Annotated in this window: 24 protein-coding genes and 1 tRNA gene; 17 read left to right on the top strand and 8 right to left on the bottom strand. The window is 71.2% G+C overall.

The window, feature by feature from the left end:
- The first annotated feature begins 12 nt into the window (after positions 1-12).
- The 6 genes from Van01_RS03185 (at position 13) to Van01_RS03210 (ending at position 7,353) form a co-directional block, all read left to right on the top strand.
- Positions 13-1,302 (top strand): MFS transporter, encoded by a 1,290-nt coding sequence (locus tag Van01_RS03185; RefSeq protein WP_204000538.1) that lies wholly within the window; start codon positions 13-15, stop codon positions 1,300-1,302.
- A gap of 107 nt (positions 1,303-1,409) precedes the next feature.
- On the top strand, positions 1,410-2,846 hold the full coding sequence (locus Van01_RS03190) for an outer membrane protein assembly factor BamB family protein (RefSeq protein WP_203999412.1): 1,437 nt from the start codon (positions 1,410-1,412) through the stop codon (positions 2,844-2,846).
- 135 nt (positions 2,847-2,981) lie between these two features.
- A complete protein-coding gene (locus Van01_RS03195; protein ID WP_203999414.1) occupies positions 2,982-4,646 on the top strand; it encodes a fumarate hydratase in 1,665 nt (554 codons plus the stop codon).
- Between the two features lie 97 nt (positions 4,647-4,743).
- Positions 4,744-5,148, top strand: a complete 405-nt coding sequence (locus Van01_RS03200; protein WP_203999417.1) for a hypothetical protein — start codon at positions 4,744-4,746, stop codon at positions 5,146-5,148.
- Between the two features lie 115 nt (positions 5,149-5,263).
- The gene (locus tag Van01_RS03205) at positions 5,264-5,926 is read left to right on the top strand and encodes an Abi family protein (RefSeq protein WP_203999431.1); all 663 of its coding nucleotides are present in this window, start codon (positions 5,264-5,266) and stop codon (positions 5,924-5,926) included.
- Positions 5,927-5,943: 17 nt separating this feature from the next.
- A complete protein-coding gene (locus Van01_RS03210) occupies positions 5,944-7,353 on the top strand; it encodes a class II fumarate hydratase (RefSeq protein WP_203999434.1) in 1,410 nt (469 codons plus the stop codon).
- Positions 7,354-7,541: 188 nt separating this feature from the next.
- Here Van01_RS03210 and Van01_RS03215 read toward each other — a convergent pair whose 3' ends face one another.
- Complete coding sequence (locus Van01_RS03215) at positions 7,542-7,871, bottom strand: hypothetical protein (protein WP_203999437.1); 330 nt, start codon at positions 7,869-7,871, stop codon at positions 7,542-7,544.
- 258 nt (positions 7,872-8,129) lie between these two features.
- Between Van01_RS03215 and Van01_RS03220 the strand changes: the two genes are divergently transcribed.
- Entirely contained in the window at positions 8,130-8,942 is an 813-nt protein-coding gene (locus Van01_RS03220) for a helix-turn-helix domain-containing protein (RefSeq protein WP_203999440.1), read from the top strand.
- Entirely contained in the window at positions 8,933-9,121 is a 189-nt protein-coding gene (locus Van01_RS03225) for a DUF397 domain-containing protein (protein ID WP_203999443.1), read from the top strand. Before Van01_RS03220 ends, Van01_RS03225 begins: the two co-directional genes overlap by 10 nt.
- A 27-nt stretch (positions 9,122-9,148) precedes the next feature.
- Here Van01_RS03225 and Van01_RS03230 read toward each other — a convergent pair whose 3' ends face one another.
- The gene (locus Van01_RS03230) at positions 9,149-9,694 is read right to left on the bottom strand and encodes a CGNR zinc finger domain-containing protein (protein WP_203999446.1); all 546 of its coding nucleotides are present in this window, start codon (positions 9,692-9,694) and stop codon (positions 9,149-9,151) included.
- An 84-nt stretch (positions 9,695-9,778) separates the two neighbouring features.
- Here Van01_RS03230 and Van01_RS03235 point away from each other — a divergent pair, with 84 nt between their 5' ends.
- Genes Van01_RS03235 through Van01_RS03245 form a run of 3 tightly spaced genes read left to right on the top strand, consistent with a single transcriptional unit; the run spans position 9,779 to position 12,599 of the window.
- Positions 9,779-10,738 carry an EamA family transporter gene (locus Van01_RS03235; protein WP_203999449.1) on the top strand — a complete coding sequence of 320 codons (960 nt, stop codon included), beginning with the start codon at positions 9,779-9,781 and terminating at the stop codon, positions 10,736-10,738.
- A 12-nt stretch (positions 10,739-10,750) separates the two neighbouring features.
- Entirely contained in the window at positions 10,751-10,888 is a 138-nt protein-coding gene (locus Van01_RS03240; RefSeq protein ID WP_203999452.1) for a hypothetical protein, read from the top strand.
- Positions 10,889-10,922: 34 nt separating this feature from the next.
- Entirely contained in the window at positions 10,923-12,599 is a 1,677-nt protein-coding gene (locus Van01_RS03245) for a S8 family serine peptidase (protein WP_203999455.1), read from the top strand.
- 127 nt (positions 12,600-12,726) lie between these two features.
- Here Van01_RS03245 and Van01_RS03250 read toward each other — a convergent pair whose 3' ends face one another.
- Both Van01_RS03250 and Van01_RS03255 read right to left on the bottom strand, forming a co-directional pair.
- Positions 12,727-13,629, bottom strand: a complete 903-nt coding sequence (locus Van01_RS03250; RefSeq protein ID WP_203999458.1) for an endonuclease domain-containing protein — start codon at positions 13,627-13,629, stop codon at positions 12,727-12,729.
- Between the two features lie 286 nt (positions 13,630-13,915).
- Positions 13,916-14,566, bottom strand: a complete 651-nt coding sequence (locus Van01_RS03255; RefSeq protein WP_239098847.1) for an IclR family transcriptional regulator — start codon at positions 14,564-14,566, stop codon at positions 13,916-13,918.
- Between the two features lie 237 nt (positions 14,567-14,803).
- Between Van01_RS03255 and cysS the strand changes: the two genes are divergently transcribed.
- Both cysS and rlmB read left to right on the top strand, forming a co-directional pair.
- Complete coding sequence (gene cysS / locus Van01_RS03260; protein ID WP_203999462.1) at positions 14,804-16,219, top strand: cysteine--tRNA ligase; 1,416 nt, start codon at positions 14,804-14,806, stop codon at positions 16,217-16,219.
- Positions 16,219-17,340, top strand: coding sequence for a 23S rRNA (guanosine(2251)-2'-O)-methyltransferase RlmB (gene rlmB, locus Van01_RS03265; RefSeq protein WP_203999465.1), 1,122 nt, complete (start codon positions 16,219-16,221; stop codon positions 17,338-17,340). Before cysS ends, rlmB begins: the two co-directional genes overlap by 1 nt.
- Before the next feature lie 67 nt (positions 17,341-17,407).
- Here rlmB and Van01_RS03270 read toward each other — a convergent pair whose 3' ends face one another.
- Positions 17,408-18,499, bottom strand: a complete 1,092-nt coding sequence (locus Van01_RS03270) for an ABC transporter ATP-binding protein (protein ID WP_203999468.1) — start codon at positions 18,497-18,499, stop codon at positions 17,408-17,410.
- Positions 18,500-18,818: 319 nt separating this feature from the next.
- On the opposite strand from Van01_RS03270, the gene Van01_RS03275 reads away from it, so the two are divergent.
- The 3 genes from Van01_RS03275 to Van01_RS03285 all read left to right on the top strand — a co-directional run bounded on the left by Van01_RS03275 (position 18,819) and on the right by Van01_RS03285 (position 21,464).
- Positions 18,819-18,895 (top strand) — tRNA-Thr (locus tag Van01_RS03275).
- Positions 18,896-19,020: 125 nt separating this feature from the next.
- Positions 19,021-19,866, top strand: coding sequence for a hypothetical protein (locus Van01_RS03280; RefSeq protein WP_203999483.1), 846 nt, complete (start codon positions 19,021-19,023; stop codon positions 19,864-19,866).
- Complete coding sequence (locus Van01_RS03285) at positions 19,863-21,464, top strand: hypothetical protein (RefSeq protein WP_203999486.1); 1,602 nt, start codon at positions 19,863-19,865, stop codon at positions 21,462-21,464. The genes Van01_RS03280 and Van01_RS03285 overlap by 4 nt, the downstream gene beginning before the upstream one ends.
- 10 nt (positions 21,465-21,474) lie before the next feature.
- Here Van01_RS03285 and Van01_RS03290 read toward each other — a convergent pair whose 3' ends face one another.
- Together Van01_RS03290 and Van01_RS03295 are read right to left on the bottom strand one after the other, a co-directional pair.
- Positions 21,475-22,590 (bottom strand): glycosyltransferase, encoded by a 1,116-nt coding sequence (locus Van01_RS03290; RefSeq protein WP_204000546.1) that lies wholly within the window; start codon positions 22,588-22,590, stop codon positions 21,475-21,477.
- Positions 22,577-23,641 carry a glycosyltransferase family 2 protein gene (locus Van01_RS03295; RefSeq protein ID WP_239098828.1) on the bottom strand — a complete coding sequence of 355 codons (1,065 nt, stop codon included), beginning with the start codon at positions 23,639-23,641 and terminating at the stop codon, positions 22,577-22,579. The genes Van01_RS03290 and Van01_RS03295 overlap by 14 nt, the downstream gene beginning before the upstream one ends.
- Before the next feature lie 217 nt (positions 23,642-23,858).
- Between Van01_RS03295 and Van01_RS03300 the strand changes: the two genes are divergently transcribed.
- Positions 23,859-24,620, top strand: a complete 762-nt coding sequence (locus Van01_RS03300) for an enoyl-CoA hydratase/isomerase family protein (RefSeq protein ID WP_203999489.1) — start codon at positions 23,859-23,861, stop codon at positions 24,618-24,620.
- An 83-nt stretch (positions 24,621-24,703) separates the two neighbouring features.
- On the opposite strand, the gene Van01_RS03305 is transcribed toward Van01_RS03300, so the two are convergent.
- Positions 24,704-25,147: an HNH endonuclease gene (locus tag Van01_RS03305; protein ID WP_203999492.1), complete on the bottom strand. Its 444-nt coding sequence runs from the start codon at positions 25,145-25,147 to the stop codon at positions 24,704-24,706.
- Positions 25,148-25,283 lie beyond the last annotated feature (136 nt).

The raw sequence follows: 25,283 nt of genomic DNA on the forward strand, positions 1-25,283 counted from the left end.
GACAACACAAGCATGAACCCGCCGAAGGTGGCCGACCGGCAGGCCACTTTCCGGGACGTCTTCGCCGTCGCCGAGTTCCGGGTGATCTTCGCCAGCTACGGGATCTTCATGATCGGTGAGACGGTGAAGATGCTCGCCCTCTCGGTCCTCGTCTACGAGCGCACCGGCTCCGGTCTGCTGGCCGCCCTCGCGTACGTCACCGGATTCCTGCCGCACGCGCTGGGCGGGCTGTTTCTGCTGGCGCTGGCCGACCGCTGGCCGGCCCGCACCCTGATCGTCGGCTACGACCTGGTGCGGCTCGCCGTGGTGGTGGTGCTCGCGACCGGTGTGCTCTCCCCGTCGGCGGTGCTCGGCCTGGTCGCCGTGGTGGCTCTCTTCGGGCCGGTGAGTAGCGCATCGCGTACCGCGTTGCTGCCCGAAATGCTGCACGGTGACACGTACGTGCTGGGTCGTTCGCTGCTCACCGTCGCCGCCGGCGGCACGCAGGTGGCCGGGTTCGCCGTCGGTGGCCTGCTGCTCAGCCTGGTCGGGCCGTACGGCGCGCTCTGGCTGACCGCCGCCACCTGCGGCCTCTCCGCGTTGCTTGTGCGGTTCGGGCTCACCCACCGCCCGGCACGCGCTGGACGGGCGGGGAGCGGCCCGAGGGTCGGCGCGTTCCGGGAGACCCTGCGGGTGAACCGGCACCTGCTGGCCGACCGCCGGATCCGAGGGCTGCTGTTCGCCCAGTGGCTGCCCGGATCGCTGCTTGTCGGTGCCGAGGGAGTGGCCGTGCCGTACGCGGCCGACCTGGGCCCGGGGGCCAACGCCGGTGTCCTGCTGATGGCCGGTGCGGGCGGCATGCTCGTCGGTGACCTGCTGGTGGGGCGGTTCGTCGCACCGGCCCGACGGGAACGCTTGACGCCGTGGCTAGCGCTGCTGCTGGGCGTACCCATGCTGGCGTTCCTGGCCCGGCCGGAGCTGCTGCCCGCGGCGGCGCTGTTCGCGGTGGCCACCGCGGGCTTCGCCTACCAGCTGGGGCTGGCCCGGCGCTTCCTCGACGCGGTCCCCGAGGCGCGTCGGGGGCAGGCATTCGGCCTGGTCAGCACCGGCATGATGGCGGCGCAGGGGCTTGCCGCCGCCGGGGCCGGCGCGCTGAGCGAGGTGCTCACCCCGGGTGTGGTGATGGCCGGTGCCGGGGCCGCATCGATCGTCGCGACACTGATTCTGTGGCCGGTCCTCACTCCTGGCAGCCGGCGTCCCCCGGTCCTGCCGGTCGATCCCGCTCCGGCCGCGCCGGCTCCGACGGTGTCCGCTGACCGCTGAGTCAACCACGCTTCCGTGGTGGCCGGTGGTGCTGCCGATGCGATCTTCCCGGCGCGACACGCGGGGCGGTGCGGGCGGGGCTCGGCGCGGATGGCTACCGTGTTCCGGTGGCGAAGGGGAGCGGCCTCGGCGTACGAAGCTGGCTCCTGCTCGGCCTGATCACGGTGGTGGTGCTGGCCGCTACCGGAGTCTGGAACCCGTTCCCCACCATGTGGGACTGGGTCAACCGGCCCCAGCCGATCTCCCAGCCGGACGTGGTCTGGCAGCAGCGCATCGGCGGCACCCCGCGCAGCGTCACCATCGCCGGGGAGAGCGTCGTGATCGAGCAGCGCACCCGGGTCGAGGCCCGCAGCCTGGCCGCCGGCACCCAGCTCTGGGAGCGCAAGGCGGACTGGAGCGCGGTCACCGGGGCCGGGCCGGAAGCCGTGGTCGTCGTGGGCAAGCTGCTGGTCAAGGGGTACGAGGTGCTCGACCCCACCACCGGAGTGACCCGCCGCCGCGACGACGACGCGGTGGCCGTCTGGACCTACCGCAACCTGCTGCTGGACGCGCGCTGCGTGGAGGCCACCGACTGCACCCTGAGTGCCTGGGACCCGCGCGGCACCACGCCGCTGTGGACCGCCTTCCTGCCCGGGGTGAGCACCGGTCTGCTCGCCGACAACCCGAATCTGCTCGACACCCGGCGACTCAGCAGCACCCGGATCGACGGCGAGGTGGCCGGCCCGGAGGCGGTACCGCCGCTGCTCGGCTTCCCCGTCGACGGCCGGGTGCACGTGGTGGACACCGCCACCGGCCGGGTGCTCCAGAACGTCGAGCCCGGCCGGGAGGAGCGGCTCGCCGTGATCGGCGGGCGGCTGCTGCGCATCACCGCCCGTTCGCAGGACGGCAGCTGCTACTACGCCATCTCAGGTCGGGACTCGGCCACCGGTCAGGAGGCGTGGCAGCAGACGGGGCTCAACCTCCGCACCGCCGACAGCGCAGGTTGCGTGCAGCGGGAAGACCCGTACGGTGCCCGCAACGTGGTGCTCGGCGTCTCGCCGGACGGTCGGGAGGCGGTCCTCGACGGGTACGACGGGCGGCTGCTGCTGGTCACCGCCAACGCCGAACGGGTGCTCGCGGTGGACGACAGGTACGCGCTGGTCCGCTCCGCCGACGGTGCTGCCGTCTCGGCCCGTGAACTCGGTGCCGAGCGCACGAGGTGGAACCGGCCGGCCGGCAAGAAGGCGGGCGCCGCCCTCACCCCGTACGCGGCGATCGTCGCCGACGAGAAACCCAACCGGCTGGTCGCGCTCGATCCGCGTACCGGGCGGGAACTGGCTGTGCTGCGTACCTCGGCGAACGCCCTGGCCGTCGGACCCGCCGGCATGGTGATCGGGGAGGGGCGGGAGATCGGGTACGTCCGCTTCGGCGCGACTGCCGGTGGTACCCCGCGCGACGCCGACGAGGCGAACCCGGGGCCCGCCGGCAGCGGTGCGGTGCCGCAGCCCCAGGACAGCTGCGGTCCGAAGAACGAGCTGTGTGCCGCCCCTGACCCGGGTAAATGATCGTGCCCCCCGGTGGGTGGGACGGACCGAACCTTCTGCCCTAGGCTTTGCCGTCATGAGCGAGCGGCAGCGAGCGAATCATCAGCCCGGTGCGGTGGTGCCGCACGGCGGCACGGAGCGAAGCGGAGCGTTGTCGTGACCGGTGCCGACTTCGCGTACTCCCCGCTGCTGCCGACGGGTCCGGACCAGACCGAGTACCGGCTGGTCACCGACGAGGGCGTCGACGTGGTGAACGGGCCCGGCGGTCGCCGGTTCCTGACTGTCGAGCCGGCCGCCCTGACCGCGCTCACCGCCGAGGCGATGCACGACATCGCGCACTTCCTGCGGCCCGCGCACCTGGCCCAGCTACGGTCGATCATCGATGACCCGGCGGCCTCCCCGAACGACCGCTTCGTCGCCCTGGACCTGCTGCGCAACGCCAACATCGCCGCCGGCGGGGTGCTGCCGATGTGCCAGGACACCGGCACTGCGATCGTGATGGGCAAGCGCGGCCGGCACGTGCTCACCGACGGCTCCGACGCCGAGGCGATCTCACGCGGTGTCTGGCAGGCGTACACCAGGTTGAACCTGCGCTACTCGCAACTCGCCCCGCTCACCATGTGGGAGGAACGCAACACCGGCAGCAACCTCCCCGCCCAGGTCGAGCTGTACGCCGAGGACCCGGACGGCCACCCGGACGCGTACAAGTTCCTCTTCATGGCCAAGGGCGGCGGCTCGGCCAACAAGTCGTACCTCTACCAGGAGACGAAGGCGCTGCTGAACCCGACGCGGATGATGCAGTTCCTGGAGGAGAAGCTGCGGTTGATCGGCACCTCCGCCTGCCCGCCGTACCACCTCGCGGTGGTGATCGGCGGCACCAGCGCCGAGTACGCCCTCAAGACCGCCAAGTACGCCTCCGCGAAGTACCTCGACGCCCTGCCCACCGCCGGCTCGATGACCGCGCACGGCTTCCGTGACCTGGAGCTGGAGGCCGAGGTGCTGGAGTTGACCCGCAACTTCGGCATCGGCGCGCAGTTCGGCGGGCGCTACTTCTGCCACGACGTACGGGTTGTGCGGCTGCCCCGGCACGGCGCGTCGTGCCCGGTGGCGATCGCGGTGTCCTGCTCGGCCGACCGGCAGGCGGTTGCCAAGATCACCCCGTCGGGCGTGTGGCTGGAGCGACTCGAAACCGACCCGGCCCGCTACCTGCCGGACGTCACCGAAGCGCAGCTCGACACCACCGAGGTGGTCCGCGTCGACCTCAACCGGCCGATGGACGAGATCCGCGCCGAGCTGTCCAAGTACCCGGTGAAGACCCGGCTGTCGCTGAGCGGCCCGCTGGTGGTGGCCCGGGACATCGCCCACGCGAAGATCGCCGAGCGGCTGGACGCGGGCGAGCCGATGCCGCAGTACCTCCGTGATCACGCGGTCTACTACGCCGGCCCGGCGAAGACCCCGGAGGGCTACGCGTCCGGCTCGTTCGGCCCGACCACCGCCGGCCGGATGGACGCCTACGTGGCCAAGTTCCAGGCCGCCGGTGGCTCGATGGTGATGCTGGCCAAGGGCAACCGGTCGGCGCAGGTGACCCGCTCCTGCGAGCAGCACGGCGGCTTCTACCTCGGCTCGATCGGTGGCCCGGCGGCCCGGCTCGCCCAGGACTGCATCAAGCGGGTCGAGGTCCTGGAGTACGCCGAGCTGGGCATGGAGGCGGTCTGGAAGATCGAGGTTGAGGACTTCCCCGCCTTCATCGTCGTCGACGACAAGGGCAACGACTTCTTCGCCGAGGTCACCAAGCCGGTCCTCACCATCGGCACCCGCTGAGAAAACTAAGGATTCTAAGTTCATCCTGATTTTCAGGGGGGGAAGTTGCGTTGGAGCCTCTGATGAACGTACTCTCCTGTATGAGCAGGAGGGGCACATGCCACAAATCGAAATTGACGACGCGACTGACAGGTACCTGACTTTCGCGGCGGGCATCACCGGCATGACGAAGGGGCAGTTGGTCGCTCGCCTCGTGGAACAAGCGCAAGCGGCTGCAGCGCCGGAGCAGGCTGCGTCGAACGGTGATGAGCCGGCCTCGGTGCGGGTCTACGCCGATTACGCAGGCCACCGCACCTATGGGATGTTCGTGCCCGGGCCCGGACGAATTGAGATCACATCAGGTCCGCTGACCGGCCGTTCCTTTCGGACGCCCAGTCAGGCCGCGCGGGAGATCGTTCAGCACTACAACCCGGCCGTAAGCCCGCACCGCAATGGCTGGGGGTTCTTCTTCGTCGCCGCGACGGGTGCCCCGTTGCAGAGCCTCCGGCACCGGTCGGTCTGAGCGGCAGTCCTGACTGTTCCCTGTCAAAGCAATGCCCCGGGTTGCTTGCAAGCAGAGGCAACATCCGGGGCGTACGCACGAACTTTACCTCAGAACGACGAGAAGGGCGACTGTGATGGCCGACATCGTGGCGCTGGAGAGGGCACTCTCGGCAGGTCGGCTTGAGCCGTACGTCAAGGCGGCCGGAGGCGGGCTCGCCGAAGGAATCCAACTCTACGAGTGGAACACGGCTGTGTCCGCTGCGTTTTTCGAGGTGCTCGGGCACTTCGAGGTGGTGTTGCGTAACGCCCTTCATGAACAGCTGAGGGTGATGGGCGGGCGGGAGGACTGGTGGTTGGCGTCGCGATTTGACTTCACCCCTCCTGCAAACGACATGATCGCTAAGGCGTCTGCTGAGATGGGGCGCAGAGGTGCCAGCGGCAGCCCGGGTCATGTGGTGGCAGCCTTGCCGTTTGGTTTCTGGGTTGCATTGCTGAGCGCCGGTGGCGACTGCAACTACGAGATGTCGCTCTGGCGGCCTGGCCTCCGCCGAGCGTTCCCTGGGTACAGCGGAACCAGGGCGAGGCTGCACCCCCGCTTGAACACTCTTCGACTGCTCCGGAACCGGATCGCCCACCACGAACCGATCTACCGGCGGCACCTGGCGGCTGACCAAGACACCGTGCTTGAGCTGGCGGGGTGGATCGTCCCCGGTTTTGCCAATTGGATGCGGGAGCGGAGCCGGGTACCGAAGTTTCTCGCCGAGCGCCCGTTTTCTGCCGAGCCACCCTGCGATTAGCTCTTGGTCCCGGCAGGATGGGGTGCGTGACGACTCCAGAGGCGGCGGGTTACCGGATCGAACGTGACTCGATGGGCGAGGTGGAGGTGCCCGCCGAGGCGCTGTGGCGGGCCCAGACGCAGCGGGCGGTGCAGAACTTCCCGATCTCCGGCCGGGGTATCGAGCCGGCCCAGATCCGGGCGCTGGCCCAGATCAAGGGCGCTGCGGCCGAGGTCAACGGCGACCTGGGGGTGATCGACGCGAACGTTGCCGCGGCGATCGCCGCAGCCGCGGCGCACGTGGCCGACGGCGGGTACGACGACCAGTTCCCGGTGGACGTGTTCCAGACCGGCTCCGGCACGTCGTCAAACATGAACACGAACGAGGTGATCGCCACCCTGGCCGGGCGGGAGCTGGGTAGCGGCGTTCACCCCAACGACGACGTCAACGCCTCGCAGTCCAGCAACGACGTCTTCCCCTCGTCCATCCATCTGGCGGCCACCGAGGCCGTCGTACGGGATCTGCTGCCGGCGCTGGACCACCTGGCCGCCGCGCTGGAGGCGAAGTCGGCGGAGTTCGAGACCGTCGTGAAGGCCGGGCGTACGCATCTGATGGACGCCACCCCGGTGACGCTCGGGCAGGAGTTCGGCGGGTACGCCGCCCAGGTCCGCTACGGCATCGAACGCCTCCAGGGCGCGTTGCCCCGGCTGGCCGAGCTGCCGCTGGGCGGTACGGCGGTCGGCACCGGCATCAACACCCCGCTCGGCTTCGCCGCCCGGGTGATCGAGAAGCTGCGTGCCTCGACCGGGCTGCCGTTGACCGAGGCGCGCAACCATTTCGAGGCGCAGGGCGCCCGGGACGCCCTGGTCGAGACGTCTGGGCAGCTGCGCACCGTCGCGGTCGGGCTTTACAAGATCGCCAACGACATCCGTTGGATGGGTTCCGGCCCCCGCGCCGGCCTGCGGGAACTGCGCATTCCGGACCTCCAGCCGGGTTCGTCGATCATGCCCGGCAAGGTCAACCCGGTGGTCTGCGAGGCCGTCCGGCAGGTCTGCGCGCAGGTGGTCGGCAACGACGCGACGGTGGCCTTCGCCGGCTCGCAGGGCGACTTCGAGCTGAACGTCATGCTCCCGGTGATGGGTCGCAACCTGCTGGAGTCGATCCGGTTGATCGCCGCGTCGAGCCGGCTGCTCGCCGACCGGTGCGTGGTCGGCCTGGTCGCGGACGCCGAGGTCTGCCTGTCGTACGCCGAGGGCTCGCCGTCGATCGTCACCCCGTTGAACCGTCACCTCGGGTACGACGAGGCCGCCTCGATCGCGAAGGAAGCGCTGGAGAAGCAGATCTCCATCAAGGAGGTGGTGATCTCGCGGGGCCACGTCGACTCCGGCAAGCTCTCCGAGACCCAGTTGGACGAGGCACTCGACCTGCTCCGCATGACCCACCCCTGACCCGTCCCCGCCGCCCCCGCGCCTGTCCGCCCGCGTCTACCCGCCCCGCGTCTGCCCGGTCTGGGTGCAGGGCCCGGCTTGATCGACTCCGGATGCGGCATCTTGCGGTCATCAGCAGCCGGGATAGGCCGAGATGCCGCAACGCGAGTCGATCAGTCCGCCGGCCACGCTGATGGCGGTTGACCTGATCAGGCGTCCGGCGTGCGGTGCCTGGGCGTCCAGGCCAGGAAGCGGGCGAAGAGGGCCGCTGGATCCGGACCGCCCTGCGGGTTCAGTCGGTAGAGGTCGGCGGCAGCCTCGTGCAGCACCGCACAGAGGTAGATGCTGAGCGCGATCCGGTCGTCGGCGTACTCGGCGACGAGGGCGAGCCGCGCGTCGGCGCAGGGCCACGGCGCGGCGCAGACCCGGCAGAGCCAGAGTGGCCGCAACGGCAGGTGTGGTCGCTGCGGTGCCCAGGGTGGTTGGTTCGGCGATCGGGACGTACCGGGAGAACCGGTCCACCGGGCGGCTCGGGACATGGCGCAGCCTTCCTGTCGAGCTGAGTCGTTCGCGTCATCGCCCCGGCGGCGGGACCGCCCGGCCGGGGGAGCGGGCGGTCCCACCTCGACGCCGCACTCGGGGGATGAGCGGCGAGCGTCGTGCTGCACAGTCTGCTGAACACACCGCTACCGTCGGAAGTATTTGTCCGTGCTGTCCGAGACCCACTGTGGCGAGGCCGGGTCGTCGATGGCGAGGCGTTGGAGTCGGACCTACCGGCTCCTGGAGGGCGGCTGGAGATGGCAGGTGGGCAACCGACGGCGGCGGCGTTCCTGGTGGCGGAGCTGCGCCGGGCACGCATCCGGCGGGCATGGAGTCAGGAGGAGTTGGCCAGGGCCGTCAACTACTCGCCGTCGATGGTCAGCGCTGTGGAACTGGGTCAACAGCCGCCCACCTCGAAGTACCTGGACCTGTTCGACAAGGCCCTCGACACCGGCGGCATCTTCGGTCGCATGCTCACCGACCTGGTAGCCCTCGACAAAGCCCAGGTCTGGCAGCGCGGCTGGCGCGCCATCCTGGCGGAATCATGGGCCCTGCGCTGGTTCGAGCCGCTCCATGTGCCCGGCCTGCTGCAGACGGAAGCGTATGCGCGGGCGGTCTTCGAGTCTGACCCGCTGCTGGATCCCGGGGAGATCGAACGGCGGCTGGCTGACCGGCTGAATAGCCAACAGGTGCTTTACGCCGAAAGATCACCTCGAATCGCGGCCGTGCTGGACGAGTCGGTCTTGCGGCGACGGGTCGGTGGTCGGAAAGTCATGCGTGAGCAGGTGCTGCACCTCGTCCGCCTTGCTGGCGAGCACCCCCACCTCCGAATCCAGGTCGTGCCTACGTCGGCTGAGGAGTATCCGGGCCTGAACGGTCCGTTCATACTTGCCAGCCTGGCCGGAGGTGTGGAAGTTGCCTTCCTCGGAGGGCAGATCGGCGGGCAGGAGTTGGACGGTGCGGCAGATCTCATGCGGCTGCAACGGACCTGGGAGGCTACTCTCGCCGTGGCGCAGCCCCCGCAGGAGTCGATCGAGCTGCTGAAGGAACTGGCGGAAACATGGAGTTGACCGGCGCACGCTGGCGAAAGAGTCGCCGTAGTGGGTCAAACGACCAGTGTGTTGAGGTGGCTGTCGGTCTCTCCGGGGCGGTGGGGGTGCGGGACAGTAAGGACCCGGCTGGGCCGGTGCTGCTCTTCGAGGCGTACGCCTGGCGGGTCTTTGTCGCGGCACCGCCGCGCGTGACGTGACCACCTCGCCCGGCGCGGAGGTTGGTGTCAGGAGCGGGCGGCGGCCTTGCGGGCGCGGTAGGCGCTGACCGCGGCCCGGTTGCCGCAGCCGGCCTCGCAGAACCGGCGGGAACGGTTCTTGGAGAGGTCGACGAGCACGTTGTCGCAGTCTGGGTGGTCGCAGATGCGCAGCCGGCGCAGTTCGCCACCGCGTACCACGTCGGCGATCGCCATCGCCGCCTCGACAGCCATCCGGGTGGCCAGCGGGGCGTCCCGGGGTACGGCGTGCAGGTGGTACGGCTCGGTGTCGTGGGTGATGAGCTGGGGCAGCGCCCGGTGTTCGCGGAGCAGGGCGTTGACGATCGAGACGATCTCGTCGACCTCGGCGTACCAGATCCGGCGTAGCCGGGGGCGTAGCGCGCGTACCGCCCGTAGTTCGGCATCTGTGTGTTCGTGCCGACCACTGTAGGAGTGGACGTTGTAGAAGGCGTCGAGGGCGGCGACGTCCGGAAGTGTCTCTCCGTCGGAACCGGCGGTGTTCACAAGCGCGGCGGTAGCGATGAGCGAACACTCGGTGTCATGGGCGAAAAGCAACTTGACTCCTGTCGTGGCCCGGGTCTAGCGTCATCGGCGTAACCTATTTTTGCCCATGGCGGGCAGTCGTGCCAAGGAGAGCCCATGCGTCAACCGTCCGCCGCGGGTACCGGCCTCGCGCTGGCGTTGCTCTCCGCGATCACCTTCGCCACCTCGGGCACCTTCGCCCGGTCCCTGATCGACGACGGCTGGTCGGCCGAGGCGGTGGTCATCGCCCGGGTCGGCATCGCCGCCCTGGTCCTGGCGGTGCCCGCCATGCTCGTCCTGCGCGGCCGGTGGCAGGTGCTGCGCCGGAACCTCGCCTCGATCGGCGTCTTCGGGCTGCTCGGCGTCGCGGTCGCCCAGGCGTGCTTCTTCAACGCGGTGCGCTACCTGCCGGTCGGCGTCGCGCTGCTGCTGGAGTACCTGGGCATCGTCCTCGTCGTCGGCTGGACCTGGCTGGTGCAGGGCCAGCGCCCCCGTCGGCTGACCGTCGCCGGCTCGGCAGCGGCCCTGGCCGGCCTGGTCTTCGTGCTCGACCTGACCGGCGCGGGTCGACTCGACCTGGTCGGCGTGCTCTGGGGGCTCGGCGCGGCGGTCGGGCTGGCCGGGTACTTCGTGCTCGCCGGCCGGGTCGACCCGGCCCTGCCGTCGATGGTGATGGCCAGCGGCGGGATGGCCGCAGGTGCCGGCGTGCTGCTGCTGCTCGGCCTGACCGGGGCACTCCCGCTGCGGGCCACCTTCGACACCGTGCAGTTCGCCGGCATGGAGACCAGTTGGCTGGTGCCGATCGCCGGCCTGACGCTGGTGGCCGCCGTGGTCGCCTATCTGGCCGGGATCGCCGCGGTACGGACCCTCGGTTCCCGGCTGGCCTCGTTCGTCGGGCTGACCGAGGTGATGTTCGCGGTGCTGATCGCCTGGCTGGTACTTGGGGAGCTGCCGACAGTGGTGCAACTGTTCGGCGGACTGCTGATCGTCGCGGGTGTCGCGCTGGTCCGCCTCGACGAACTGCGCAGCCCCGTCGCGCCCACCCGACCGGAGACGGCGGAGCCGGCCCTGCGGTGACAGGCTGGCGGCATGCTGACCACTGTGGTGGACGCCGTGGTCTCGACGCTTGCCGAGCTGCCCACCGCGCTGGCTGCTCTTTCCGGCGAAGCGGATCTTCAGGCGCGAATCCGACGCCACTCTGGCGAAACCTCACGCGTTGATGTCTGATGACGCCAGCCCCTCAACGAGAGGATTCAATGTGGTGAGCAAGCGCTTCACCGTCGGCGTCGTCGCGACCGCGGCGGCACTGACACTCACGGTGACAGGTCTGGGTGTGCCGGCCAGCGCCGAGCCGTCGGACCTGCGGACCTTCACCGTGGTCGCCGAGGACGGCGTCTCCGCCGACGCGGCGATCGCCGCGATCCGGTCGGCTGGCGGGACCGTGGTGTCCCGCAGCGACGAGGTCGGTGTGTACCAGGTGACGACCGACCGGGCCGACTTCGCGACGAAGGCGACCTCCGCCGCCGCCCTGATCGGTGCGGCGGAGGAGAAGGCGATCGGACGCAAACCGCGTCTCGACCGCGTCGAGCAGGAGAACCTGCTGGCCGCGGCGGCCGCCAAGGGCGCCGGTAAGCACCGGGGCAAGAAGCTCGACCCGCTGGACGACAAGCTCTGGGGTCTGGAGATGATCCGGGCCGACAAGGCGCGCAAGGTGGAGCCCGGCGACCGCCGGGTCACCGTCGGCGTCCTCGACACCGGCGTCGACGCCAGCCACCCCGACATCGCGCCGAACTTCAACTGGGCGCTGTCGCGCAACTTCGCGCCCGACATCCCGGAGATCGACGGCGAGTGCGAGGTGGCGAGCTGCCTCGACCCGGCCGGCACCGACGACGGCGGTCACGGTACCCACGTCGCCGGCACCATCGGCGCCGCCGCGAACGGTTTCGGTCTCTCCGGCGTGGCCCCCAAGGTGTCCCTGGTGAACCTCAAGGGCGGCCAGGACTCCGGCTACTTCTTCCTCAACCCGGTGGTCAACGCACTGCTGCACGCGGGCAGGTCGGGCCTCGACGTGGTCAACATGTCGTTCTACGTCGACCCGTGGCTCTACAACTGCACCGCCAACCCGGCCGACTCGCCGGAGGCTCAGGCCGCGCAGCGGGCCACCATCAGGGCCATGAAGCGGGCGCTGACCTTCGCCCACAACCGGGGCGTCACCCTGGTCGGCGCGCTCGGCAACAACCACGAGGACCTGGGCGACCCGCGTACCGACGTCTCCAGCCCGAACTACGGTGACGTCGCGCCGTACCCGCGCGAGATCGACAACGACAGCTGCTGGGACCTGCCCACCGAAGGGCCGCACGTCATCAGCGTCTCCGCCGTCGGTCCCTCCGGTAAGAAGGCGGACTACTCCAACTACGGCACCGAGCAGACGGCTGTCGCCGCGCCCGGTGGCTGGTTCCGCGACGGCTTCGGCACTGACACGTTCCGTACCGACGCCAACATGATCCTCTCCACCTACCCGAAGAAGGTCCTCCAGGAGGAAGGCGCGGTCGACGCGGACGGCAACATCGTGGCCGGCGCCGAGACCTTCGTGTTCAAGGAGTGCAAGGCCAACGGAGAGTGCGGGTACTACACCTACCTCCAGGGCACCTCGATGGCGGCACCGCACGCCTCCGGGGTGGCCGCGCTCATCGTGAGCCGCTACGGCAAGCAGCAGGGCCGCAGCGGTTACGGCATGGCGCCGGATCTGGTCGAGCGGCAGCTCCTCCGGACGGCTGCCGAGCGGGCCTGCCCGGAGCCTCGCCTGGTGAGCTACGTCAACGAAGGCCGGCCGGCTGAGTTCGACGCCTACTGCGACGGCTCGCGCAGCTTCAACGGCTTCTACGGCCACGGAATCATCGACGCGTACGCGGCGGTGACGGTCAAGCCCGGCCGGTAACCGGGCCAGGACGCACACGTCCTGATCAGCAATGTGATGGCCGGGCTGGAACCTCTCAGCCCGGCCATCACGCGTCCTGATCGGCGGTCTGGCGAACCGGGCTGGCATCCCTCGACCCGGTCGGGCGTCACCGACGCCACCCGCGCCCCGACAGCGCACCGCGGGTCTCCCGGACGATCCCCGGGAAATCCTGATGGAGTCGGCGGCTGGTCACGTGCAGTACCAGCCAGCCGGCACCGACGAGACGGTTGAGGCGCTGTCGGTCCCGATGGAGTTGCTCGCGGTCCGAATGCCAGTGCCCGTCATACTCCACAGCCACCCGGAACTCGGGCCAGGCGAGGTCGGGGTGCAGAACCAGACCGCCGGACACCCGCACCGGGTGCTGAACCACTGGTCGAGGCAGACCAGCCAGCACCAACCTGATGCGTAGCTGGGACTCGGCCGGCGACTGAGCCGCCGGTTCGGCCAGGTCGAACAGCCAACTCGCCCGGCGGAAGCCGGGCCGGCTGTCGTTGAGCGCCGCGACCTGGGCGAGAGCTGCTCGGGAGGTGAGTCCTCGGCCGAGAAGGGCGTCGACTATGCCTATCGCGCGGGCCGGCTCCAGCCAGACGGCGCTCTCCCACGCTGCCCGGGTCAGGTCGGTGCGGGGCAGCGTGCCCGGGCGGTTCTCCCGGGCCAACGGCTCCCGGCTGATCGTGTGCACCTGGAGGCCACGTTGACTGCGCAGCCCGGCCGGAGCCGGCGCGAGCACGTGCACACTGTCGGCGAAGCCGGCGGCATGTTCGATCCCGTGCAGGTACGCCGCCGACGGGCCGGCGAACGCCGCCGCGACCGGCAGCTGCAACGCCACGGCCCGGCAGGCCAGCTCGTGATCGCGGTCAAGCCGGGCATCGGCGTAGATGTCGCGCCGTAACCGCACCCAGGCGGAACTGCGGAGCTGGTGGGCGGTGAGCAGGCATTGGCGTACGGCGTCCGAGCCACGGAAGACCTGCCAGGCCAGGGCCCTCGGTCGGTATGCATGAGCAGGCATGAACGAGAGCCTGCGTGGCGCGGGGCCTCCTCGGCAGCCCCTGTGGACAACCGCAGGCAGAGCGCCGGCCGTCCCCTGTGGATAACCACTCCGACCCCTGCCGAATGTGCTATTGGCCTTGCCCGAGCCCAGGTGAACCGGCCTGACCGCCTGTGGCCGCTGCGGTGTCGCCTGCGCGGCGGGAGTCACCTCGGTTTGCGGCACGTTGGGCTTTCAAGCCGGATTTTGAGCCCAACTTGCCGCAATCGGCGACAGCCGCCCCACCCGCCACGGCACCGGCGGCAGGTCAGGTCAGGGCGGTGGCGATGGCGGTGGCGGCGGCCAGCACCTGCGCACCTGTCGCCTCGGCGTCCAGCGGTGCCAGGGCCACCACCCCGACGCTCGCCTCCAGGCCGGGCACCCCGATCACCGGTGCGGCCACCCCGTACGCTCCGGGTTGCAACTCACCTGCGGTGCTCACCGGGCCGGCGTCGCCCGCCCGACCGGCCAGGATGGCCCGCCCGGCGGCACCGCGCTCCAGCGGGTGCCGGGCCCCGGTCCGGTACGCGACGTGGAACGACGTCCAACTCGGCTCGACCACGGCCAGCGCGACCCCCTCACCACCCTCCACCACAGTCAGGTGGGCGGTGGCTCCGGCCTGTTCGGCGAGCCGCCGCAGCGCGGGCAGCGCACCCTCGGCGAGCAGCGGCTGGGCCCGCCGGGCCAGGTGGAGCACCCCGATGCCGAGGCGCAGCCGGCCGTCGGCGTCACGGCGCAGCATCCCGTGCCCGGCCAGCGGCCCGATCAGCCGGTAGACGGCGGCCCGACCGATGCCCAACCGGCTCGCGGCCTCGGTGACTGTCAGGCCGCCGGGGACGTCCGCCACCAGGTGCAGCAACCGTAGACCCCGGTCCAACGTCTGTGACGCCTCCCCGCCCGGCATCGGCCACTCAGGCATCGACCGGTCACGCACCGACCCGCCCGGCGACGGCCGGTCGGGTTTCGACGGGCCCGGGGGCGGTCCGTCCGGCACCGGCCCAACGGGCAGCGCCGGTGGCGGGGTGGCGCCGGGCGGCGGTGGAGTGCTCACGACCAGCAGCGTACGGGCCCCGGGGTGGCCATCGGCAGGTGCCGAGCGGCAGGGTGCTACCAGGCTCCGACCGACCAGGCAACAGCGGACGGCTACCCTTGTACGGTGACGCTACGCCTGTATGACACCGCCACCCGATCGGTGCGGGACTTCGTCCCGCGGGAAGCCGGCAAGGTGGGGGTCTACCTGTGTGGTCTCACCCTTCAGGCACCGCCCCACATCGGCCATCTTCGCTCCGGCGTCAACTACGACGTGATGCGTCGGTGGCTGTCGGCCGCCGGTTTCCAGGTCACCTTCATTCGCAACGTGACAGACATCGACGACAAGATCCTGGTCAAGGCGCAGGAGCAGCAGCGGCCGTTCTGGTCGATCGCGTACGCCAACGAGGTGAAACTCGCCGAGGCGTACCGGGCGTTGAACGTGCTGCCGCCCACGTACGAACCACGGGCCACCGGTCACATTCCCGAGATGCACGATCTGATCGCGCAGTTGATCGAGCGGGGGCACGCCTATCCGGCCACCGACGGCTCGGCTGACGTGTACTTCGACGTGGCTTCCTGGCCGTCGTACGGGGCGTTGTCCAACCAGTCGCCCGAGGACATGCAGTCCGCCTGCGAAGCTCCCGAGCGCGGTAAGCGCGACCCGCGTGACTTCGCCCTCTGGAAGGGCGCCAAGCCGGACGAGCCGGCGGACGCCTACTGGCCGTCGCCGTGGGGGCGGGGCCGACCCGGCTGGCACATCGAGTGCTCGGCGATGTGCTGGCGCTACCTGGGCCCCGAGTTCGACATCCACGGCGGTGGGCTCGACCTGACCTTCCCGCACCACGAGAACGAGCTGGCCCAGTCCCAGGCCGCCGGCCTGCCCTTCGCCAGGTACTGGGTGCACCACGGGCTGCTCAGCATCGGTGGGGCGAAGATGGGCAAGTCGCTGGGGAACGCGCTCGATCTGGCCTACGTCGCCTCGCTCGGGGTGCGCCCCGTCGAGCTGCGCTACTACTACGTGGCCGCGCACTACCGTTCGCGGATCGACTACTCCGAGGAGGCGTTGCGCGAGGCGGCAGTCGCCTACCGGCGGATCGAGGGATTCGTGACGCGGGCCGTGGAACGGGTGGGTGCCGGCGGTGCCGGCGAGCTGCCCGCCGCGTTCGTCGCGGCGATGGACGACGACCTGAACACCTCGGCCGCGCTGGCGGCGCTGCACGAGGTGCTGCGGGACGGCAACAACGCGCTTGCCGGCGGTGACGATGTGACGGTCCGCACCGCGCTCGCCAGCGTCCGCGCGATGCTGGATATCCTCGGAGTCGACCCTCTCGACCCGGCGTGGACCGGCGGAGCCCGGGCGAGCGACCTCCGGGGCGTGGTGGACTCCCTGATCGCCCTGGCACTGGAACAGCGCGCGCAGGCCCGGGTCCGCAAGGACTGGGCAGCCGCCGACGCGCTGCGGGATCAACTCAAGCGGGCCGGAGTGGTGGTCGAGGACACCCCACAGGGGCCGCGTTGGACTATTGGAGAGCATGACTGATGGCCGGCAATTCACAGCGCCGTGGCCGGCGAGTGGCGTCGAAGGCCAGTGCCCCGAAGGGATCCGGCGGCAAGAACCGGGACTCCCTCGCCGGGCGCGGCCGGACGTTGCCGGCCGACGAGCGACCCTGGCACAAGGCATACTCCGGCACCGAGAAGCTGCCCCAGCGCACCGCCTGGAAGCAGGAGAAGGAGCGCCGGGCAGCCGCCGAGGAGGGGCGCGCCCCGAAGATCGGCCAACCGGGCAGCAAGGACACCACCTGGGGCAAGGGTGGCGGTCGGGGTGCGGCCACCGCGAAGCCGGCCCGGGGCAAGCAGCCCGCCGGACGCAGCGGACCCCGGGTCGCGCCGGGCCGCAAGTCCAACCCGGCCAAGGACACCCCGGAGCTGCTGGTAGGCCGTAACCCGGTGCTGGAGGCGCTACGTACCCAGGTCCCGGCGACCGCGCTCTACACGGCACAGGGCATCGACGTCGACGACCGGGTCAAGGAGATCATCCGTACCGCCGCCGACCGGGGCATCGCGATCCTTGAGGTCAGCCGGGCCGAGCTGGACCGGATGACCGGGGGCGTGCTGCACCAGGGCGTCGGCCTCCAGGTGCCACCATTCGCCTACGAGTCGTTCGACGACCTGGTCGCCGCCGCACTGGAACAACCGGCACCGCTGCTGGTGGCGCTGGACGGGGTCACCGATCCGCGCAACCTCGGCGCGGTGATCCGGTCGGCCGCGGCGTTCGGCGCGCAGGGCGTCTTCGTGCCGGAGCGGCGGGCGGCGGGGATCACCGCCACCGCCTGGCGGACCAGCGCGGGTGCGGCGGCCCGGGTGCCGGTGGCCCAGGTGACGAACCTGACCCGGTCGCTGAAGGCCTGCCGGGACGCCGGGTTCGTCGTGGTCGGCCTGGACGCCGACGGGGAGACGGATCTGTACGACCTGGAGGCCGCCGTCGGTCCGCTGGTCGTGGTGGTCGGCTCCGAGGGGCGGGGACTGTCCCGCCTGGTCGGGCAGACCTGTGACCTCACCGTCAGCATCCCGATGATCTCCGAGGTGGAGTCGCTGAACGCGAGCGTGGCCGCCGCGGTGACCCTGGCCGAGGTGGCGCGCCGCCGGGCCGTCGAGGGCTGAGGATCCGGAGAGCGTACGCGAAAGGGGCGGCCCGCCATCGGCGGACCGCCCCTTCACTGTTGCTACGTCAGATGCGCTGCCCGGTGGCGGCGTGGAAGACGTGGCTCTGGCCGGTACGCGGCTTCACGAAGATCGTGTCGCCCATGTTCGGCATGGTCCGCCGGTCGGTACGGACCACGAACCGCTCGGAGGCGCCGTCGAGCGCCGCGTGGCCGTAGACGTTGGCGTCGGAGCCCAGGTCCTCGACCAGCTCGACCACGACCGGCATGCCGCCCTCGGTCGGGCTGACGATGTCGCAGTCCTCCGGACGGAAGCCCACTGTCACCTTGCCGTTACCGCCCTCGGAGTTGGCTGCCTCGGCCTGCTCGCGGGTCAGCGGAATGAGCATCTCGGCGAACGCCGCACCCTGCTCGCTGAACGGGACGGTCTTGATGTTCATGGCGGGCGAGCCGATGAAGCCGGCGACGAAGACGTTGGCCGGGGTGTCGTAGAGCGTCCGCGGGGTGTCGACCTGCTGGAGCACACCGTCGAGCATGACCGCCACCCGGTGACCCATGGTCATGGCCTCGACCTGGTCGTGGGTGACGTAGACGGTGGTGATGCCGAGCTTGGCCTGAAGCGACGCGATCTGCGTACGGGTCTGCACCCGCAGCTTGGCGTCGAGGTTCGACAGCGGCTCGTCCATCAGGAAGACCTGCGGCTCCCGGACGATGGCCCGGCCCATCGCGACCCGCTGGCGCTGACCGCCGGAGAGCGCCTTGGGCTTACGGCTGAGGTACTCCTCCAGCTGGAGCAGCGCCGCCGCCTCCTTGACCCGACGGTCGATCTCCGACTTGGAGGTCTTGCGCAGCTTGAGCGCGAACGCCATGTTCTCGTACACCGTCATGTGCGGGTAGAGGGCGTAGTTCTGGAAGACCATCGCGATGTCGCGAGCCTTCGGCGGCAGGTGGGTGACGTCCCGGTCGTCGATGTAGATCGCGCCGTCGTCGACATCCTCCAGGCCGGCGAGCATGCGCAGGCTCGTGGACTTACCACAACCGGAGGGGCCGACGAGGACGAGGAACTCGCCGTCGCCGATCTGGAGGTCGAGCTGGTTGACCGCGGGGCGTTCGGTGCCCGGATAGATCCGGGACGCCTTCGAGTAGGTCACCGTAGCCATGAGGGGACGCTTCCTTTCACCGGCAGGAACGTGCCGGACGATCCGAGTGAAGGAGCAACCGGCACGGATGCCCGTACCGGCGCCACGGCCGGCGCGGGGCGAGCCCGTGTCGGCCGTGTCACTGCACGGTAAACGGCTTTCGCCGCAATGCCAAGGTTCGCGGCGGCCCGGTACTTCCGAAGCATTCGCATTCCGGTCACTCGGGCACGCTCGGACACGAATCGACGCCCACACGTCGGGTTGTTGACGTTTCCCATGCTCGGGAGCCATGCCGAGCAGGAAAACCGGACGCCTGTCGCTATGCTGGCCACGACACAACGCCCCTGTAGCTCAGCTGGCCAGAGCACCCGCCTTGTAAGCGGGATGTCGCCGGTTCGATCCCGGCCGGGGGCTCCATCTGTATCGCGCATGGCACACCGGGCGGACATCTCGGCGTGGCAGGGTGTTCAGACGGGCCGGTTAGGCTCCGCCTCCACCCGTCACGCCGTGACCCGGCACCACGACCAGGGGCGCCCGCCACCGTGCACCACGCCAACCATTACTACGGGCACTCCCACGTGCTGGCCCGCTACTGCGGGCTCGACGACCGGGATCCGCCCCGCATCCACGGCTACCTCCAGCACGGTTGGAACATCGGCGACGGGATGGCCTACGACCACGAGTTCGTGCCGGGCGTACCGCTGTTCCTCTGGTCGGAGCGGACCCGGCGGCGGGCGTGGTCCCTCGGCCGCCGACAGACGTACGTGGTCGGTGCCCCGTGGGCGTACCTGCTGGCGCTGGAACCGGACGGTCCGCCCCAGCGGGAGGGAACGATCTGGTACCCCTTCCACGGCTGGGAGGGGCAACAGGTCGTCGGTGACCACGGCCGGCTCATCGACGAGATCCGGGCCGTCGAACCGGGCCCGGTGACCGTCTGCCTCTACTGGCAGGAGTACCTGTCGACCCGGGTGCGCCAGCATTACGAGCGGGCCGGTTTCCGGGTCGTCTGCCACGGCTACCGGGGCGGCCGGTGGCGGGACCTCGACCCGGGCTTCCTCCACCGGCAACTGGCCGAGCTGCGCCGACACCGCCGGGTCGCCTCGAACCGGCTGTGCAGCGCGGTCTTCTACGGCATCCTGGCCGGCTGCGAACCGGCCGTCTACGGCGACCCGATGCACCTGGCCGGCGAGGTGCCGATCTGGGGCGGCCAGCCGCGGATCCGCAGGCAGTGGTCGGATCTGCACGGCCCGCAGGTCGACCTGACGGCAGCCCGCGCCCTGGCCGTCGCCGAGCTGGGTGCCGACCGGCTGCTGCCCCCGGCCGAGCTGCGCCGGCTGTTCCGCTGGCCCGAACCCGCCGACCGGCACGGCATGGAGGTTTGTCGATGAGCGACCCGGCTGCGGTGCACCTGCTCGGCGGCGAGATGCTCGCCTGGTCGGATCCTGACGGTGCGCACGGCCCGGGCCCGGTACGCGGGCTGGGACTGGCCGCCCTGCTGTCCGTCGCGTCCGGCCGCACGCTGGTGGCGGGGCCACACCATCCGCACCTGCTCGACGCGCTGCCCCCGACCGACCTGACCGTGCTGGTGCGGGGACTGCCGGACGCCGAGTCGCTGGCCGCCCGCTACGCCGACCGCCCCGGGGTGCGGGTCTGCTGCGGTGGCCCCGAGAAACTCGCCGGCACGCGCCCGTACGACACGGTTGTCGCCCTGGCCGGGCTGGACCGCCTCGCGTCGGTCGAGGGTGCCCAACTGTCCTGGGGCGAAGCGTTCGACCTGCTGGTGTCGGTGCTGCGGCCCGGCGGTCGGCTGCTGCTCGGGGTCGAGAATCCGCTGGGGGCGCACCGGTTGCTGGCGACGTCGCCGACGAGCACCGACTCCGACTGGGCGGCCCTGGGCGAGTACGACGACACCCGGCCGACCGGTCCGGCCCGGCTGCGGGCCCGGTTCGCGGCGTCGGGTCTGCGGGTCGGCGGCACCTGGGCGGCTTTCCCGTCCCCGCTCGCGCCCACCGCCCTGCTCGGTACGGACCTGCTCGCCGATCCGGACCTGACCGGGTTCCTACAAGCCGTCCTCAGCGACCGGGCCGTCGTTAGCGACGGTGGGGGCGCGACGCCTGCCGAAGGCGATGGCCCGGCACCGGCCGCGCCGTTGTTGGCCGACCCGGCCCGGTTGGCCGGATCCGCCGTGCGGAACGGGTTCGCCGTCGAACTCGCGCCGGCCTGGATGCTGCTCGGTGAGCGCCTGCCGGATCCGCTGACCCAGGCGGAGCATCCCGCCGCATCCGCCCGCCCGGTCGAGGCCGCCCAGACCGTGGCGGCACCGTCTGCGGCATCGCTGGTGCAGCGCGGCCGGCTCCGCGAGGTGCGCCGGGATCCGGCGGGCGGGTGGCGGTTCGCCGACGGCGAGGCCGTTCCGCCGGGGCGTACCGTCGAGGATCTGGTGGTGGCTGCGGCGTTGCGCCGGGATCTGCCGGCAGTGCGGGCGCTGCTCACCACCTGGCAGTCCGGTGCGGAGGCGGGGATGCCGGCGGACGCGGTGGTGGTCACCCCGGCCGGCACCTGGCACGGGCTGGCCGAGGCCACCGAGCCGACGCTGGCGCTGCGGCGGCTGGCGTCTCGGCTGATCGACGTCGGCCTCGCCGACCTCTGGCCCACCGGTGAGCTGGCCGCCATGCTGACAATGATGGCCGGACGGGAACCTGGGCAGTCGGCCGGCGACGACGGTGGCGCCGCTGCCGGCGGGTGGCGGGAACTGCTCGTGGACCGGGACCGGTTGACCCGCGAGCTGGCCGAGGCACGGGCGCTTCAGGGATGGTACGAACGGACCCTCACCGAGCGCGACGATGAGCTGAAACGGTTGCGCCGGATCGTCTCACTGCTGCACGGCACCCCCACCGCACGGGCCGGCCGCCTGCTGCTGGCCGGTGCCCGCACCGCCCGCCGCACCGCCCGTTCCGCCGTCCGCCGCCTCCGCCCCACCGACTGACCCCACCCGGTCAGGGTGGGGGAAGGAGGGAGTCGTAGAGGGATTCGAGGCGGCGGGTCTGGTGGTGCAGGTCGAAGTCGGTCTCGGCGCGGTGCCGTGCGGCCTTGCCGAGCTGGTCGCGCAGCGAGGCGTCGGTGAGCAGGCGGCGGAGGTTGGCCGCCAGGGCCGGCCGGTCGCCTTCCGCGCAGAGCAGGCCGTTCGACTCGTGGCTGACCGCCTCGGGGATTCCACTGTGGTACGTGGACACGACAGGCACGCCGAGACTGAACGCCTCCAGGATCGTGGTGGGCAGGCCCTCCGTGTCGCCGTCCGAGGCGGTACGCGACGGTGCCGCGAGGATCCGGGCCTCGGCGATGTGTCGCATCACCTCGGACGGTGCCAGCGCACCGGCGAACGTGGCGGCCACGCCCAGCTGTTCGGCGCGGCGACGTACCCGGTCGTGCAGTGGCCCGGTGCCGACGAGCAGCACGCGGGGTCGCGGCTCCGCCAGCATGCCAAGCGCCTCGACGAGATCCTCGACCCCCTTCTTCTCGACGAACCGCCCCACGAACACGACGTCCCACGCCTTCGGCCCGGTCGCCGGCGCCGGCGGCATCGGCACTCCGGTGTGATGTACGCGGATCTTCGCCGGGTCCGCACCCAGCTCCACCGCCCGGTCCCGGATCGCCCCGGAGACGGCCAGGATCAGCGCGGCCCGGCCGAACACGGTCCGTAGGTTGCGGCGGTGCCGGGTGCCGCGTGGTCCGGGTGCCGCCGCCTGCCGGGTGACGTCGAGACCGTGCAGGGTGACGACAAGCGGGATGCCCAGCTGGGCGGCGGTACGGCTGACCAACCAGCCGTCCCCGCCGAAGTGGGCGTGCACCACGTCGGGCCGTAGCCGGGCCAGCAGCCGCCGCAGCCGGGGCGAGCCGCCGGTGAGCCGCAACCGCAGCCACTCGCGGCGGCCACGCGGCGTGTCCGGGCACAGCACCACGTCACTGTCCCGGGACAGTGGTGAGGGCACCCGGACGGCACCCAGATAGAGCGGGCGCCAGGTGGGCAACGCGTCGCCCTGGTTGCGGATGAAGGTTTCCGAGCCGGGTAACAGGCAGCTGCGCCAGATCACGGCGACTCTATCGCCGGACATCGGCCCCGATCTCCGCCGTCCCGGCCCGCTGCTCGGTCGCGGTGTCGACCGGGAAGGCGATGTCGGCCCCGGACCCGCCGACAGCCACCGGGTCGTCTGCCCTGGCCCGGCCACCACTGCGGCCACGACCGAGGATCAGGTCGCGGACCCGGTGCCGTAGCTGCGGTGGGAGCAGCCAGATCTGGAGGAAGGTCAGGTAGTCGACGACACCCGGCCGACCGTGCCGGCGGGCCTCGGCGAGCAGCAGCCGGAAGACCCGGAAACTGCGCGTGGGCGCGGCCATCGAGCTGATGATGCTCATCGTGATCGCCGCGTACGCCCGAGGGGTGATCAGCGGCCGGATGCCGCGCAGCCACTCCAACTGCGCCTCCCACGGCGAGCTGAGGCTGATCCGTGGCCGGTCCTCGTCCTGGTGCCAGAGCACGAGCGGTTCGGCGGCGATGAGCAACTCGACATCGGGGTGACTGATCGCGCGTACGGTCCAGTCCAGTTCCTGCTGCCGGCGCAGACCGACGGTGAACGGCACCCGGCGCAGCAGCTCGGTCGGCGCCATGATGGTCGAGGTCTGAATGAACCCGTCGCCGTGGAACAGTCCGCGCCGAAGGGTGAGGTACTCGCAGATCGGCTCGCCCGGCTCCGGCAGTCGCCGGGGCATCACGAACTGCGCCCGGGGCGTCCTGTTGACCAGCCGGCTGGCGATGATCGGGCTGCGCACCGTCGCGCTGCGGGCCAGCTCGAGCTGGACGGCGAGCTTGGTGGGCAGCCACTCGTCGTCGTCGTCGAGCAGGGCGGTCCAGGGGGCGAGCGCCTCCCGTACGCCTGTGTTGCGGGCGTTTGGCGCGCCACCCTTGCCGGGCAGCTCCACCACGCGCAGCCGGGGATCACCGATCTCGGCGAGGGCCTTGCCGGTCGCCTCGTCGGGACCGTCGACCACGACGATCACCTCGATGTCGGTGACGGTCTGCGCGAGCGCGCTGCGGACCGCGCGGGTCACCAACGCCGGGCGGGCGAAGGTGGGGATGACCACGCTGACCTCGGGTGTGGATGGCATGACCACCTGCTCACTCGTGCCGACTGCGACGTGCGCGCACGGTGACGCTAGGGGCCGTGAACGGCGCCGAGGTGAATGCCGGGCTGCGATCAGACGTACAGCGGCGGTCGTCGGGTGGGGCTCGCCGGATCGGGCCCACCGGGCCGGCGCGGCGGGCGACGTCGCTAAGGTCGCCGCAGGTGAGGTACGCAGTGGTGCGGCGGAGGGACGGTGGGCGGTGGCGGACGCGGGCCTGGTGGTCGAGGTCGAGGGTGCGGTGGCCACGGTGGTGATCCGCAATCCTGGCCGGCGTAACGCGATGACTCCGGCCATGTGGCGGCAGCTACCGGTGCTGCTCGACGGTCTGGAGGTCGACCCGGCGGTACGCGTCGTGGTGCTGACCGGCGCCGACGGCACCTTCTGCGCCGGTGCGGATCTGGGTGATCTGGACGAGCTGCTGGCGGCCGGTGACGGCAGCATCGCCGTCGTTGCGGAGGAACGCCTGGCCACCTTCGCCAAGCCGACGGTGGCCGTCGTCAGTGGTGCCTGCGTCGGTGGCGGCTGCCAGCTGGCGGTCGCCTGTGACCTTCGGATCGCCGCGGCCGATGCGCGTTTCGGCGTACCCCCGGCCCGGCTGGGGCTGGTCTACCCGGCCCCCACCACGCACCGGTTGTCCCGGCTGGTCGGCCCGGCGGCGGCCAAGCACCTGCTCTTCACAGGCGAGTTGGTGGACGCGGACCGGGCGCTGCGGATCGGCCTTGTCGACGAGGTGCTGCCCGGTGCCGACCTGGCCGTCCGGGTCGACGGGCTCACCGGCGTGATCGCCGAGCGTTCGCAGCTCAGCGTCGCCGCCGCCAAGGAAATCGTGGACGGACGGGCGGACGAGGGTCGGATGACCTGGTGGCACGGGCAGGTGCTGGCCAGCGGCGAGGCTCGGGAGGGCGTGGCGGCCTTCCACGAGCGTCGCGCACCACGCTTCGGTTGGACGCCGCCCGCCTGACGCTGAGCCAGCCGACCGGGGCCGGCGGGCGCGGCACCGGGAGATGTTCCCGACGCCGCCCCCTGTGCCCGCCGGCCGGTCCGTCACCGCCCGGCCAGCGCCGCCCAGCTCGGCACGACAGGTACGCGCCGCAGCGGCATGCCCGCCTCGACCGGCGTCCGGTCCCCCTTGCGCTGGTTGCAGGCGTAGCAGGCGGCTGTCGTGTTCTTCCAGGTGTTCCGGCCGCCGCGCGAGCGGGGCAGGACGTGGTCGATGGTGTCGGCCGGCCCGTCGCAGTACGCGCAGCACCTGCCGTCACGGCGTAACACTCCGGCCCGGGACCAGGCCGGTCCGGCGCGCATCCGCCAGCGGGTCACCACGTAGCGCACCAGCCGGACCACCCGGGGCACCGGAAAAACCCCGATGACCCGGTCCGGCACGGCCTCGTGGATCTCGGCGACCCGGCGGCAGAGCATCCGGATCGCGTGCTTGACGGTGACCCGGTGCAGCGGGCCGAAGTCGGCGTTGATGACGAGGACGGCGTCCACCGGTGTCTCCCTCCAGAACGCTGACGGACGTACAGGCGGGACGGCGACGAGCCGCCCTGCCCTGGGTGCGGGGTGGACGGCTCGGCGTGCGACGGTACGCGTCAGCCTCGGCGGCCACCCTGGGGGCGTTCGGTAC

This window comes from Micromonospora andamanensis (assembly GCF_016863495.1).
Lineage (GTDB): Bacteria > Actinomycetota > Actinomycetes > Mycobacteriales > Micromonosporaceae > Micromonospora > Micromonospora andamanensis.

Bases quoted from the DNA above. Each gene is read 5' to 3' on its own strand.
- Van01_RS03215 (WP_203999437.1), bottom strand. From the start codon at position 7,871: ATGTCCCGAGCCGCCCGGTGGACCGGTTCTCCCGGTACGTCCCGATCG.
- Van01_RS03285 (WP_203999486.1), top strand. From the start codon at position 19,863: ATGAGCGACCCGGCTGCGGTGCACCTGCTCGGCGGCGAGATGCTCGCC.
- Van01_RS03290 (WP_204000546.1), bottom strand. From the start codon at position 22,590: ATGTCCGGCGATAGAGTCGCCGTGATCTGGCGCAGCTGCCTGTTACCC.
- Van01_RS03200 (WP_203999417.1), top strand. From the start codon at position 4,744: ATGCCACAAATCGAAATTGACGACGCGACTGACAGGTACCTGACTTTC.
- Van01_RS03220 (WP_203999440.1), top strand. From the start codon at position 8,130: ATGGCAGGTGGGCAACCGACGGCGGCGGCGTTCCTGGTGGCGGAGCTG.
- Van01_RS03240 (WP_203999452.1), top strand. From the start codon at position 10,751: ATGCTGACCACTGTGGTGGACGCCGTGGTCTCGACGCTTGCCGAGCTG.
- Van01_RS03185 (WP_204000538.1), top strand. From the start codon at position 13: ATGAACCCGCCGAAGGTGGCCGACCGGCAGGCCACTTTCCGGGACGTC.
- Van01_RS03225 (WP_203999443.1), top strand. From the start codon at position 8,933: ATGGAGTTGACCGGCGCACGCTGGCGAAAGAGTCGCCGTAGTGGGTCA.
- rlmB (WP_203999465.1), top strand. From the start codon at position 16,219: ATGGCCGGCAATTCACAGCGCCGTGGCCGGCGAGTGGCGTCGAAGGCC.
- Van01_RS03270 (WP_203999468.1), bottom strand. From the start codon at position 18,499: ATGGCTACGGTGACCTACTCGAAGGCGTCCCGGATCTATCCGGGCACC.
- Van01_RS03210 (WP_203999434.1), top strand. From the start codon at position 5,944: ATGGGGTGCGTGACGACTCCAGAGGCGGCGGGTTACCGGATCGAACGT.
- Van01_RS03250 (WP_203999458.1), bottom strand. From the start codon at position 13,629: ATGCCTGCTCATGCATACCGACCGAGGGCCCTGGCCTGGCAGGTCTTC.
- Van01_RS03235 (WP_203999449.1), top strand. From the start codon at position 9,779: ATGCGTCAACCGTCCGCCGCGGGTACCGGCCTCGCGCTGGCGTTGCTC.
- Van01_RS03255 (WP_239098847.1), bottom strand. From the start codon at position 14,566: ATGCCTGAGTGGCCGATGCCGGGCGGGGAGGCGTCACAGACGTTGGAC.
- Van01_RS03295 (WP_239098828.1), bottom strand. From the start codon at position 23,641: ATGCCATCCACACCCGAGGTCAGCGTGGTCATCCCCACCTTCGCCCGC.
- Van01_RS03205 (WP_203999431.1), top strand. From the start codon at position 5,264: ATGGCCGACATCGTGGCGCTGGAGAGGGCACTCTCGGCAGGTCGGCTT.